This window comes from Sphingobacterium litopenaei, from assembly GCF_014692495.1.
GTDB classification, from domain to species: domain Bacteria; phylum Bacteroidota; class Bacteroidia; order Sphingobacteriales; family Sphingobacteriaceae; genus Sphingobacterium; species Sphingobacterium litopenaei.
In genome coordinates this window covers 117,525-131,599 of sequence record NZ_JACOIJ010000004.1, presented here as the reverse complement: position 1 = coordinate 131,599, position 14,075 = coordinate 117,525, and the positions used below count along the sequence as shown (strand labels likewise).

The 14,075-nt window shown below is 37.4% G+C and carries 7 protein-coding genes; 5 read left to right on the top strand and 2 right to left on the bottom strand.

What is annotated here, in order from left to right; genetic code table 11:
* Positions 1-107: 107 nt before the first annotated feature.
* The 5 genes from H8B04_RS03600 to H8B04_RS03580 all read left to right on the top strand — a co-directional run bounded on the left by H8B04_RS03600 (position 108) and on the right by H8B04_RS03580 (position 9,794).
* Positions 108-3,239, top strand: a complete 3,132-nt coding sequence (locus tag H8B04_RS03600; RefSeq protein WP_190301477.1) for a SusC/RagA family TonB-linked outer membrane protein — start codon at positions 108-110, stop codon at positions 3,237-3,239.
* A gap of 11 nt (positions 3,240-3,250) precedes the next feature.
* On the top strand, positions 3,251-4,864 hold the full coding sequence (locus H8B04_RS03595; RefSeq protein WP_190301476.1) for a RagB/SusD family nutrient uptake outer membrane protein: 1,614 nt from the start codon (positions 3,251-3,253) through the stop codon (positions 4,862-4,864).
* Positions 4,865-4,882: 18 nt separating this feature from the next.
* A complete protein-coding gene (locus H8B04_RS03590; RefSeq protein ID WP_190301475.1) occupies positions 4,883-5,566 on the top strand; it encodes a hypothetical protein in 684 nt (227 codons plus the stop codon).
* Between the two features lie 16 nt (positions 5,567-5,582).
* A complete protein-coding gene (locus H8B04_RS03585; protein ID WP_190301474.1) occupies positions 5,583-6,572 on the top strand; it encodes a DUF5007 domain-containing protein in 990 nt (329 codons plus the stop codon).
* Between the two features lie 252 nt (positions 6,573-6,824).
* A complete protein-coding gene (locus H8B04_RS03580) occupies positions 6,825-9,794 on the top strand; it encodes a beta-L-arabinofuranosidase domain-containing protein (protein WP_223815244.1) in 2,970 nt (989 codons plus the stop codon).
* 73 nt (positions 9,795-9,867) lie between these two features.
* On the opposite strand, the gene H8B04_RS03575 is transcribed toward H8B04_RS03580, so the two are convergent.
* The gene (locus H8B04_RS03575; protein ID WP_190301473.1) at positions 9,868-11,265 is read right to left on the bottom strand and encodes an aminopeptidase P family protein; all 1,398 of its coding nucleotides are present in this window, start codon (positions 11,263-11,265) and stop codon (positions 9,868-9,870) included.
* Between the two features lie 3 nt (positions 11,266-11,268).
* Positions 11,269-13,983 (bottom strand): DUF5695 domain-containing protein, encoded by a 2,715-nt coding sequence (locus tag H8B04_RS03570; RefSeq protein ID WP_223815243.1) that lies wholly within the window; start codon positions 13,981-13,983, stop codon positions 11,269-11,271.
* Between the last annotated feature and the right edge of the window lie 92 nt (positions 13,984-14,075).

Sequence of the window (14,075 nt, the reverse complement as noted above, 5' to 3'; positions counted from 1 at the left end):
TTTTTAGTTAAAATATGGTTATATGTAGATAATATTTGAAATATAGAAGCTTAATATTGAGATTAACTTTGGTAATAAAACTACCATTCATTACTAAATTATTTCCAATGAGAGCAATTTTACTACTTGCATCACTTTTGTTTTCCATACATTGTTTTGGACAACAAATAAAAGGTGTCGTGGTAGATCAGGACAACAAGCCCATAGCAGGGGCAACTGTCCAGAATTTACAAACATCTTTAACAACACAAACCAATTCTAAAGGAGAGTTTGCTTTAAATGGAGCACTCAATCAAGAGTTGGAAGTACATTACATTGGCTACGAGAAGCTTCGAATTAAAGTCAATCAGGCGGAAATGCGGATCCAGTTAATGGAAACGCTAAGTACCTTGGATGAAGCTGTGGTTATTGGTTATCAAACCGTGTCTCGAAAAAAAGCTACCGCTGCTATTTCTAGTATTTCGGGTAAAGATCTGGAAAATATTCCAGCAGCTAGTTTTGACATGTTATTGCAAGGAAGGCTTGCTGGTGTCAACGTGCAAAATTTCACAGGAGCACCTGGAGCTGCACCAACCTTGTCGGTTAGAGGATCTTCTGCAGTGAGTACAGACTATTCAGGAGATGATTATTACAATGTCATCTCTAGTCCATTGTATGTCATTGATGGTGTTCCACAACCTACCGAGCAATTCGTGGGACCAAATACGGGAACAGGGACCAACTATCTTGCAGGCCTTAATCCAAACGACATCGAGTCTGTGGATGTACTTCGTGACGCTTCTGCAGCTGCTATTTACGGGTCCAGAGCAGCTAATGGGGTGGTGATGATTACTACTAAAAAAGGTATTAATGGTGAACCTCGAGTACAAGTGACCGCTTATTCGGGGCTCACACAACGACCAGAGCTTAGAGAAGTTACGCTGGGAGCGACTGAGAGACGTCAAAAATTAGGCGTATTGCAAAATCAATTATCAGAAAATGATTTAAGATATCTTCCTTATTTATTAACCGATTCCTTAAATCCGGCATACAATGGCAACACGGATTGGCAAGATTTGTTTTATCAAAAAGGTTCAGTAAACAGTGTAAATATGGCTGTAACAGGGGGTAGCGGTACAACAAATTATCGTTTTAGTGGTGACTATTTCAATGAGGATGGTATTATTAAAGCCACGGGTTTCCAGCGTTACAGTGGTCGCTTGAATTTAGCGACTAAAGCGCTGAAAGAACGTTTGTTGATTAATCCTATTGTAGCTTATTCTTATTCCGCTCGTGATAGAGGTAACGGAAGTTCGACTAGCCCAATCGCATTAGGTGCTGGAAGTATGCCATCATCGTTATTTAATCTTTCAGAACAAAAGAAAGAATTCTTATTAGGCCAGTATGATTCGAATTTGGATGTAAATGAGAATACGAATTTGAATGCGAATTTGAATTTGCACCTACAAATTTTGCCTAACTTAAAATTCACATCACAATCTTCTTATATCATCAATTCCGCAAAACGTGACTATAACCGTCCCACTGAATTGATGAGTGGAGCAGGTAACTATTCTTATGCATATTCGTATGGTGATAATCAATTGCGTATTTCAAATATATTATCCTATACGAATTCATTTGGTAAACATAATTTGGATGTTTTCATAGGTCAAGAAGCAGAAAAGAATAAGCTTAATACTGTGGGAGCATGGGGTAGCCAAGGTGTTTCTGATCAGATTAAAGTTGTTAATGGATTTTTACAAAACAATATTGGTGCTTCCTCAGATATTCAGCGATGGACACAATTGTCTTACTTAAGCCGTTTGACATACGACTTTGATGACAAATATTTATTTTCAGCAGCTATTCGTGCTGATGGTTCTTCTCGCTTCGGAGCAAATAACAAATGGGGTTATTTTCCATCAGTATCTGCAGGATGGATTCTTTCGGAAGAAAATTTCTTAAAAGATTCTGATTGGTTGAGTTTACTGAAAGTTCGTGGTAGTTACGGTTTAACGGGTGCTTTGCCAGGAAGTAATTACTTACAATACAACTTATACAATGTGAATGCAGGAGGCTACCAAGGTAACTCTGGCTCAGCATCGTATAATGGGCAGGTCGTTATCATGCCAAATTTCTACAACGGTGTGGCACAAAGTAACTTAAGTTGGGAGAAAAATAAACAATGGAATATTGGTACCGATATCAACTTATATGGAGGTAAATATTCCTTTATGGTTGATATCTTCAACAAAGAGAATTACGAGGGCTTATTCAATGTAGAATTACCTGTTACAACGGGATATGATATTGCTCAAACCAATTCTGTAGCAATCCGTAACTCAGGTTTAGACTTTCAATTTTCTGCAAGTGTATTACCAAAATCATCGGCAATTGATTGGCGTTCTAACTTCAACATCTCGTATGTGAAGAATAGGATCATGAGTTTACCTAATGGTAACCGCGATTTGGTTATGAGTGGTGACCGCTTTGACAAATCTCATATCTTATCGGTAGGAAGTCCAATCAATGCATTCTACTTATATAAAACCTTAGGTGTATTTAGTACTTTGGATGATATTCCAGTAAATCCATATACAGGCGAACGATATGGTAATTCCAATGGCGTGTTTAATCCGGGAGACTTCTATTTTGCAGATTTAGATGGCGATTATGCAATTGACATCTTCAATAGCGGTATTAATCCTGATAAAATTCCTATGGGTGATCCGAACTTCAAATGGGTTGGCGGTTGGAACAACGTTTTCTCCTACAAAAATTTTTCGGTCACATTCCATTTTACTTATGGATTTGATCGTGATGTATTGAATCTATTTGAAGCCGATCAATTCTCAAACTCAACAGATGGTAATGCAGTAAGCAACTTTGTTTACTATTCCACTCCAAATTTGGATAAACTGGATATGTGGAAGCAACCTGGAGATCAAGCACAATATGCAAAATATGATTTAGGTACATACCGCTATTATTATACTTCTGCTCAATCATTTTTCCTAGAAAAAGGATCATATATCCGCTGGAAAAACTTTATTGTATCGTACAACTTACCTAAAAATACCCTTAGAAAATTAGGCATATCTAATATGCGCGTCTTTGGTTTGATGGATAATGTACTTATGTGGCAACAGTCTAAAAAATTACCAGATGCAGAAGCGGTGAATCCTTATGGAGAGTATAATGGTGCTGGTTATCCAATACCGCGTAAATACACAATAGGTTTAGAGTTGTCACTATAAAATTTGAGATCATGAATAAAATAATTAAATCAATAGCATCCTGCGCAGTTGTTGCCGCAATATCATTATGTTCTTCATGTAAAGATTTTTTAGTGGAAGAACCCGTTAACTCAACTTATTCCGATGCTTTTTGGAAGAAATCATCTGACTTACGTAGTGCATTAGCAGGTAACTATGCACTAATACGTGATGTAATGAGTTCTGGTAATTGGAATGTGAGTCCTCGATACTTTATGTATGGGGATGCTGTCGCTAAAAACTATTTCACCATGCAATACGCAGGTGATGGTCTGGAAGGCATTCAGAATGGTGATTACACCTTTCAATATAATGTGGAAAGTTTAGGTGATTGGACCAAATATTACAAAGCGATCACCATGAGCAATATCCTCATTAACAGAGTTCCTACGGTAGATGCAACACAATTTAACGATGTTGCCAACCCGGAGAAATTTAAAAATGAAATCTTGGGTGAAGCTTATTTCTTGAGAGCTTTAGCTTACTTTATGATGGTTCGTGTATGGGGCGATGTCCCTCTTATTACCGAAGAATATGATGACCCTATTACCGCTCCTGAATTGCCTCGTAGCCCAAAAGCAGATGTGATGACGCAAATTGAAGAAGATTGTATCAAAGCACGTGATCTTCTGGAATGGCAGTACAGTAATATTGGTGAAGCTAAAGTAACAGCAAATAAAGGTTCTGTACATGCTTTATTAGCCCATCTATACCTTTGGAGAGCGACGATGAGCAATGTACAAACAGATGCGGTAAATCTGGAAGATGTACAAAAAGCAGATGCTTCTATTGATCAGGTTATACAAAGTGGAATGTATTTCCAAACAGATACAAGCAATTATTACAAAACTTTTATCGGAAAATCTTCAGAAGGAATTTTTGAAATTGCTATTGACGAAAATAACCGTGAAGGTAGCAATATGCACGTAGCAAATTTATTTTTACGTACCTCACATATTCAATATTATGGCACTAATTCAAGATGTTACGTAAATCCAGAATATCTTACCAACCATTTTTACAAAATTGAAAGAGAATGGAACTGGTATTGGAATTATGATTTGAATCAGTGGGAATGGAAAGAAGGTGAAGTATACGCACTTGATGAGAAGGATGTACGCCTTAAAAAGAGTTTTACAGATTTAGATACAGATCGTCCTACTTGTATCAAGTATAGCAATGTAACGTATCGAAATACCTCTCAGAATCAAGATGCTTACCTATCGAATAACATTATCGTTTTTCGTTTGAGTGACTTGTTACTGTTGAAAGCAGAGATTGCACTTTACCGTGGTGAAGTAGGTAAGGCTATCGATATTATCAATGGCTTCCGCAAGCGTAATGGTGCAGATGCTTCTTCGTACTTAGCTAGCAATCTATCTAAAGATGATGTGATGTATGAATATGCTTTGGAAAGAGGCAAAGAAATGTATTTAGAAGGTCATTTAATGTATGACTTATTAAGAACACGTCAATACACCAATTTCGTAGGGTGGTTGTCAGGATCAAGATTCAAACAAGAAGGATTCTATTGGCCTGTTAACCCAGCCTTATTTAAAAACAACAACAAACTGGTCCAAACAAGTTATTGGAGAGGAAAAGTATAACACGTAATGATTCGATTTATGAAAAAGATATTATTTAAAGCTTTAGTACTGCTCTTTATTTGTCCCTCTTGTAAAAAAGATGAGTACAAAGTGGATGGAGGTACGAGTGATCCCAATGTAAATATGACGACATACGACTTTCTGAAAAGTCATGGCAAGTTCGACTCATTGGTACGTATTATAGACCATGCAGGTCTCAAAGATATTGTGAATTCCAATGTAACGTTATTTGCAACAACAAATTATGGAGTGCGTGATTATGTTGCAGCCAAGAAACAGGAAAAAATTGTTCAAGTTGGTAATGAGAATATTTCCTTCTCTATTACAGATATCCCTAAACAGGAGTTAAGAGATTCTATGATGATTTATCTTTTTGATGGTAAAATCATGCGTGAAAACTTGACAACGGACAACAAATATTTTGAAAGTAAGCTAGGCAATATTCCTAATGTGCGTTTCAATATCAAATTGAGAAGAACGTATTCATATAGTTCATATTTGGATTATGTAGATTTTGTGAATTTCACCAAAGTAATCAAGACGTTGGATTCGGAAGAACCGGATTATTCTAAAATTCCAGATGCCGAACTTGATCGCTCCTTTGATTGTCAAACATCCGGATTGATTAGCACCACAGGTGTAATTCACGTGTTGGACAATTCGCACAGATTGTTTTTTAATAGAGGTAAAATGGCCCAATAGTTTAAATTAAAAAGTTATGAAAACCAATAGAATAAAAATAGTAGCACTAGTGGGTTTAGGTTTGGCTGTTGGGGCATGTTCGAAAATCGAAAACGGCTTTCAAAGTGATAATATCCGCTATAAATCTGATATTATATATTGTAAAAGGGGAATGTCACTAACTATGTCCGATCGCATAAATGCAGACGGAAGTACGCCTCCCTATACCTTTGAATTGCTAAATCTTCGCGATGCGCAAACAGGGGAACCAGCTCCAGCAGAATTTTTTAACGATTATGAAATTCTGAGTTTTAAGAATGGAATGGTGTTTAATGCAGAGACTGATACAACCGTTGAATTGTTAAATCTAAAAAGAGAAGTGGTAAAAAAGCCACCTATGGAATTTAACACCGTAAGTGGTCAAGTTATATTCAATCGTGCTTCTGCGAATCTGCCATTAGGTCGATATAAATTCGATGTTAATTTCACGAATGCGCGAGGAACTAAGCTATTCAAAGATTTGGCTACCATTGAAATCGTTGATCCTAGTATTGATGATATGTTTGAGGTGACGTACGAAGCTGCCACAGGCTCTGATGCTTTGGAGAAATTTACCACAACTACAGCTCCAAAATTAAGCTGTAGTAAAGTGAGTAATGAAGGTGCTCGTGTAATCTTGAAAATAGTGGATAAAGCGGGACGTCCATTTAATCCTAAAGCTGGTGAAATCGTAAAACGCGGAGACCGTCCAATGTTCGAATCACATGTAAAATTCAATCCTGTAATTACAACAGATACAGCTCTCATCTGTGATTTCGAAGTAGCTCCTTTCCCATTAAGTAAGTTGGTGGACAAAGCGGGTACAGATTGGGGATACTTGAATTATTACCGTATTCCCGCTGCATTTGCACAAATAGATGGGCTACCTAACAATAATGTGAACCCAGTGTTTGGTTTCCGAGTGAAAATGGAGGGAACATACCTCGTCGAAGTGCGATTACCAAGTGTGACGCGCGTGACTCGCTAATATGTAGAGAAAAGGTGGAGTTTAGTTTCCACCTTTTCTTTTTTTGCACAATAGCTTTCTCCTAAAGCTATTTCTCATTTTGTTAAAATCCTCATCATATTAGCTAAAATCCTTGTGCAACTGTGTTAAGCAATTTTCTATTTTTAGAATTAATATATTCTGCAATTATATATCTATAATTTATTGATGATGATATCTATAAAAGCATTTTCAAAGATTTTACCTGTAATAATAAGCGTGTGTTTTTCCTATATGGGAAAGGCACAAAGTGGAGATCAAATATTAGATGGTATTGGGGAAACAGGAATGGTTTCGCGATATATTTTTAATGGTGATCTTAAAGATTGGTCTCGCAACAATTTACATGCTACTTATCAAGGCGGTCAGCCAAAATTCGTTACAGATACTAAATTCACAAAAGTCTTATCCTTTGAAAATAAGAAATCAGAATCCTTGTCCTTGCCAAGTGACGTCTTGTTAAATATTGAATCCTTAAGTATTTCTGCTTGGATATTTTCTAAATCAGATTCAAAAGCACAAACTATATTTGATTTTGGAAAAAATAAAAAGTCTTTGTTTTCTGCTTATCAAGAAAAGGGAAAACTGTATGTTAATTTCGCAGGAAGTAACTTAGAAGGGGCTTCTCTTCCTTTAAATAAATGGAGTCATTTAGTAGTGGTATTAGATGCTCCTGCAAAGACAATCAGTTTATATGCGGACAATAAATTATTAGCCGAAAAAACGGGTTTCACTATTGATTTCGCTAAATTATTTGGTTCCGGATCTGTGGAAGGTTCTACCTTATGGATTGGTAATTCTGCACTGAAGAAAGATGCTTCACTTCAAGCATTATTGCATGATTTTAGAGTTTATCGGGTGCCCCTAAGTAAAAGACAAATAGCAGGTATTTATAATAATGTAGTAAAAGGCGTACGTCAAGATCAAAGCCGCATGGGAAAAGTGGAAGACAATCTTCCAGAATTTCCTATTACACAATCTCAATTGTATAATAGTTATTTAGTAAAAGTGTCGGATGTACAGATCGAAACACAAGTGGGAGAGTTGCCAAGGCTACCAAGTTATATACAGGGCGAATACAAAGACAATATGGTAGGACCTAAGGTACGTGTCATTTGGCCTGCGCCAATTGATAATGCCGAAGTGTTGCAGGCTGGGCAGTATACCATTACTGGAAAAATTCCAGGATCATCTCTGATTCCAAAGGCGATAATAACAGTTAAATCAAGTACAACAAGTAAAGCTCCTGCAGTACAATTAGCAGCCTTTCCATTGGAACAGGTTTCCTTGAACACAGATGCAAATAACCAACAAACGAAGTTTATTGAAAATAGAGATAAATTCTTAGGAACATTAGCCAACACGGATCCAAATTCCTTCTTGTATATGTTCCGAAATGCTTTTGGACAATCACAACCTACAGGCGCTAAACCGCTAGGAGTGTGGGACAGTCAGGATACCAAACTTCGTGGTCATGCGACCGGACATTACTTAACAGCATTGGCACAGGCTTATGCTAGTACCAAAGCAGATAAGACGTTGCATCAAAATTTCGAACAAAAAATGTCCTATATGGTGGATGTTTTATATGATTTGGCACAACTTTCAGGTAAGCCAAATAGCAATGGTGAATCAGTTGCCGATCCATTGAAAGTTCCGGTAGGACCAAATAGAGAAGGTTATGATTCGGATTTGAGTGTTGAGGGTATTCGTACTGATTATTGGAATTGGGGAAAGGGATTTTTAAGTGCTTATCCACCTGACCAATTTATTATGTTGGAGAAGGGCGCTAAATATGGGGGACAAAAAAATCAGGTGTGGGCTCCTTATTATACTTTGCATAAGATATTAGCTGGACTTTTGGATGTATATGAGGTAAGCGGAAATAAGAAAGCTTTGGATATTGCTATTGGTATGACAGATTGGGTGCATATTCGTTTGAATGCTTTGCCAAAAGAAACGCTTATTAGTATGTGGAATACTTATATCGCTGGCGAATTTGGCGGTATGAATGAAACTTTAGCGCATCTAGCAGACATTACAAAAGACAGTAAATACCTTAAAACTGCACAGCTCTTTGATAATATAGATTTATTCTTTGGGAATGCGGATCATGCACATGGACTTGCCAAGAATGTGGATTCTTTCCGTGGGTTGCATTCTAATCAGCATATACCGCAGATCGTAGGAAGTATCGAAATGTACCGCGTATCAAATCTAGAAGAATATTACAAAGTCGCTGACAATTTCTGGTACAAAGCTGTAAATGATTATATGTACAGTATTGGTGGTGTGGCAGGTGCCCGCAATCCAGCAAATGCCGAATGTTTCACAAAGGAACCTTCTACTTTGTATGAGAACGGATTCTCGTCAGGCGGTCAAAATGAAACTTGTGCTACTTATAATATGTTGAAGCTGACTTCCAACTTATTTATGTTTGATCAAAAGGCAGAGTACATGGATTATTATGAACGCGCTTTATATAATCATATTTTAGCTTCTGTAGATGAAAATACACCAGCAAATACGTACCATGTTCCGCTTCGTCCAGGTTCTATCAAACAATTTGGCAATCCAAATATGACAGGATTTACGTGTTGTAACGGAACAGCCATAGAAAGTAATACCAAATTGCAAAATGCGATTTATCACAGAAGTATCGACAATAAGTCTCTGTATGTGAATCTATATATTCCTTCCACATTGGATTGGAAAGAACGCAATGTTATTATCGAGCAGATCACTAATTTTCCAAAAGAAGATCAAACACGTTTAGTGGTAAAAGGCGAGGGTAATTTTACTATGCACGTGCGTGTCCCACAATGGGCAAAAAAGGGTTTTGTGGTAAAGATAAATGGTAAACAAGAATTGGTTAAAGCTGAAGCGGGCACTTATTTAGCCTTGCAAAAGAATTGGAAAAATGGGGATACGATTGAGCTACAAATGGCGTTTGATTTCCATTTAGATCCTGTAATGGATCAGCAAAATATAGCTAGTCTTTTCTATGGTCCGATTTTATTAGCTGCACAAGAGCCAGAGGCTAGAGTGGATTGGAGAAAAGTGACGCTAAATGCTAAAGATTTGGGTAAGACTATACAAGGGGATCCGAAAACTTTAGAATTCCAAATTGATGGAGTGCAATTTAAACCGTTCTATGATACATACCGAAGACATTCGGTGTATCTAGATGTCACATTGAAATAGATCAAAGGAAGTCGTAATCCGTATCTATAAAATTTATCCCTCTAGAAATATTCTAGAGGGATTTTTTTATGAATTATGAAAGATGAGACGAGCGATAGTTTTCAATCTCTTCAATAGATTGTACAAGAGGAGGCCCCAATACACGGTAACCATCTGCTATTATCAAATAATTATCTTCGATGCGAATACCTCCAAAATTTTTATATGCTTCTAACTTATCGTAATTAATAAATTCGGATAGTTTTCGCTCAGATGCCCACATATCTATTAGCGTAGGAATAAAGTAAATTCCAGGTTCTACAGTCAGCACATTACCTACTTCTAGTTTCTTCGCCAAGCGCAAAGATTTCCATCCGAATGTTTGGGTATCCTTTGGTTCTTCTGTAGTGTAGCCAACATATTGTTCTCCTAAGTCTTCCATATCATGTACATCCAATCCCATCATATGCCCCGTTCCACATTGAAAAAACAGGGTAAAAGCGTTAGCTTGTACAGCATCTTCTATATTCCCTTTGACAAGACCCAAATCTTTTAAACCTTCCATTAAAGTAGTTGCCGAACGAAGATGTACATCGCGGAATTTTATTTGAGGAGAAAGTATACTACTAGCAGAATTAATGGCTTGATGTACGATGTTATAAATATCGCGTTGAGCGGCTGAAAAGTTGCCTGCTATAGGATAGGTACGGGTCAAATCAGCGGCATAACCTTTTTCTGTTTCGCATCCCGAATCATTCAGAATCATGTCACCCAATGAAACAACATGATGACTATGCAAGTTGTGTAGTATTTCACCATGCTTAGTCACAATTGGAGGATAAGCAAATGTACATCCTTGATCTTCTGCATAATGACGCATTGCATTGATGATTTCATATTCTTTCATACCTGCTTGGGTAATACGCATTGCTAACTTATGCATCTCGACAGTCGTAGTCAACGCTTTTTCAATCTCTTGAATTTCTTGTTCTTCTTTGATAGCGCGTTGCTGTACAACAGCTTTTATAAAAGATACCGAGGGTTGAAGATTGTTAATCGGTTGTTGCGTTAATTCGGAAAGTAGAATCTTATTATATGCCTGGTAAGGCGGTAGATAATGAATGGTACGATTTTGCGCAATAGCTTTCTGAAAGTAAGTATGAATTTCTTTGTTGGGAAGAATTTTGTGTACTCCCGACTTAGTAACTTTTTCGTGCAAAGACTCTAATCTACCGGTCCACACAATATTATCTATACTCGCTTCATCACCGAATATAATCGTTTCATTGGCATCTAAATCAATTGCTGCATAGATACCAGCAGCTTTTATTCCAAAATAATATAAAAAAGTGCTATCCTGTCTGAAAGGATAGCAGTTGTGCTCAAAATTAATAGGATTCTCCTTGTTCGTTAAGAACAAAAGAATCCCTTTGGTATTGATATTTTGTATTAATTGTTGTCTGCGTTGTATGTAAGTATCAGCTGAAAACATAATTTAAATCTTTTTTAGTTTAATCGACGAAGTTCCTTTAGGAATAAGATATCTGCCACTGGAATTTTTACTATAACTTTCCACTTTATAGTCACTTTCTTGGTTCAAAGATAAAATTATGTTGTCGATTTCTATATTGTTTACCGTACTGTTAAATGTTAAAGTAACATCTTTGGTTTTCTCATCATAAATGAATTTGCTGATCTCACCAACCTCGGTAGTTACCCACAGATTTTCTTCGGCTAAGAATACTCTGGCTTGTGAAGAGGTGGTCACTTCCACTGATATGTTATGCTGTTGCTGGGTTAAGTTTCCGGAAAATGCTAACCATCCAAATTCAGGGTGTTTGACAATATAAGTGCCTGAATTCACCGCATAACCATAGAAACCACTACCATAATCTCCAGAAATGCCATCATTGGCTAAGGTAGAAGGATAGGAGTGGAAAGCAGCTGGACCAAAACCATCCTCAGTAACATTAGCTAATGCGCCCATCATTCCAGCATGACCTACACGTAATAAATAAAAATCGTTCGGATTATTTCTGTATTCATGCAGAACAGGAATGGAATTTAATGCCGAGCCATAATGATGCAACTGGCGCTCGATACGGGATAACTTGCCTCCATACACAAAATCCCAATAGCGTCGTGCACTTCCATTATATCCCCAATGTGGCACTGTAGGCATGTAGGCTAAAATGGCATTTAAGGTTACCAAAGCTTTGTCATTAAATCCAAAATATTTGGACCATATATAGACTTCCTCCTGACCTGTAGAATCCCAAGGCATTTCGCTTCCGAAAGGGTAATTTAAGGTACGCCAATGCTCCGCTCTTTTGCGCATAGTGGATTCCAAATGATTAGCTTCAGTGGTTAATCCCTCTTTTTTCAAATCCTGGAGAATAAATAAAAATACACTTCCTTCCATCTGTCCGAATTGGGCATAATAAGGGGCTTTTTCAACCATAGCAATGGCTGTATGGTACGCGCGTCTTAAATAATTGGACCAACCTTCTTCGGTTACTAGATTCGTATAATTTCTGCTCAGTTTATATAATACCCAATGTGCGGCAGCAACATGCGGATAATTATACGAACGTCCGATATTATCAGCTTCTTTTTTAGGCCATGCAGACCAAGTTTTATAATTGATATCTGCACTGTACGTTCCTGCAGGCATAGAATCAGGCTCATAGTAGAATAAACTTTTTACTACGCCATATTTATTTTTGCCCTCTTTATGTTGTATTCTACCGTACATTGTTTCATTGGCAAAACGTTTAAGTTTGTTGATTTCTTCAGGCTGCGGTTGTAGCAATTGCTTCATAATCGCGGCTAACCAACTCGCGGCACCGGCTTCGTCACTTAAACCTGCGTACCAGGCGCGTTTTTCCTGTGTGATATGCGATTTAGTTTCGTAATCGTAAGATATAACGGAAGGTGATCTTCCAAATAAATCATTTGGATTCTCATACCATTGTACCGTAGTCAAGAAATGACCTAAATCTTTGACCACATCTTTTTCCGCTTTGATTACTTTGTAATGAACGGTTTGCAAGCTACCATCTTCATAAGTAATATCTACTCGAGCGCGTCCCCACTTTTTACCTTTTACCGTATAATTATCCCATTTATTAGCCGTGTTTGGTTCTTTGCGTAGTTCTAATGCGTCTGCTGGATAAGACTGTATTTTTTTGATCGCTTTTGTGGATTTCACAAATAATTTTGCGGTATTGTTGATCGGCAATACATATCCCGAGACACCAACGGCTATGGGTCTTTGTTGGCGGATTAATTCATTTTCAATCTGTTTGATACTAGGAGCAAGCACAAAACGTAACGCAAAGGATTTACTTTGTCCCGGCTTTAAAATGGTTGATGTGGGCGTATTCCACTGTTCTACACCTTTCCACTCGGTCTCCGCATAAGCTTTGCTGTGGATTACCCATTCGTGAAAACCTTCGAACGTAATACTTCGTGGGGTAGGGTCCGAATTCAAAGGGTTATAAGCCTCAAACCCCGCATTTTCATAAGGCAATACCAATAAACTTGGCCCATTGCCATGTAATCTGTTGACTTGTAGATAACCAGCATCTTTTCCGATGTACGGATCAAAAAACACATTGTCCATGTGCGCCGTATCGAGATTTTTCCAATCCAAATTATTGTTGAAGATCATAGGAATTCCTAAAGCTCCAATCTCATATTTGGATTTTGTCGTATTTTTTATTTCGAATTTCAACACCAAATCGCCATTGATATTTTGCCAATAACGATTCACTTGTAGTGGAATATCGCCTAAGGCTGCAGAAATATTGGCCGCCACAAGAGACTTTTTATCGATGATGGGCTTTACATCTACTCTTTTGGTAGATGAGGAATAATTCTTCCAATCCGAGCTTCCAACTGGCTTGATACTGATGTTTAAATCACCCAAATGGAAGAACTTATCTCTGTCCCGTTTATTCAACAGCTCATCGGGTGTATAATCAAATTTACTGTCCGTTTTTAACTTCAGACTTGCCACAGTTTGAGAAGAATTAAGTATAGATAGATTGAAGTTCGTAAGCTTAAAATCTTTTGATCCTTTATCGATTCCTAGTGTTGCAGGCTGTTTTTTGACTTCTTCCCAAAAGGGATTTTGTGTAAATCCCATTTTCGGATTGACCAAAGCAAAAAAGGAAAAAGCGAGGTATAGTATAGATGTTCTTTTCATATGCTTAGTTGTTGATGAATTAAATATCTTAAAGTAAATTGGTGTTCTTAGTTAAGAGAGTTCAGTAAGATGTAGAAGAATCTTTCTCTGTT

Bases quoted from the DNA above. Each gene is read 5' to 3' on its own strand.
- H8B04_RS03575 (WP_190301473.1), bottom strand. From the start codon at position 11,265: ATGTTTTCAGCTGATACTTACATACAACGCAGACAACAATTAATACAA.
- H8B04_RS03580 (WP_223815244.1), top strand. From the start codon at position 6,825: ATGGGAAAGGCACAAAGTGGAGATCAAATATTAGATGGTATTGGGGAA.
- H8B04_RS03590 (WP_190301475.1), top strand. From the start codon at position 4,883: ATGAAAAAGATATTATTTAAAGCTTTAGTACTGCTCTTTATTTGTCCC.
- H8B04_RS03595 (WP_190301476.1), top strand. From the start codon at position 3,251: ATGAATAAAATAATTAAATCAATAGCATCCTGCGCAGTTGTTGCCGCA.
- H8B04_RS03585 (WP_190301474.1), top strand. From the start codon at position 5,583: ATGAAAACCAATAGAATAAAAATAGTAGCACTAGTGGGTTTAGGTTTG.
- H8B04_RS03570 (WP_223815243.1), bottom strand. From the start codon at position 13,983: ATGAAAAGAACATCTATACTATACCTCGCTTTTTCCTTTTTTGCTTTG.
- H8B04_RS03600 (WP_190301477.1), top strand. From the start codon at position 108: ATGAGAGCAATTTTACTACTTGCATCACTTTTGTTTTCCATACATTGT.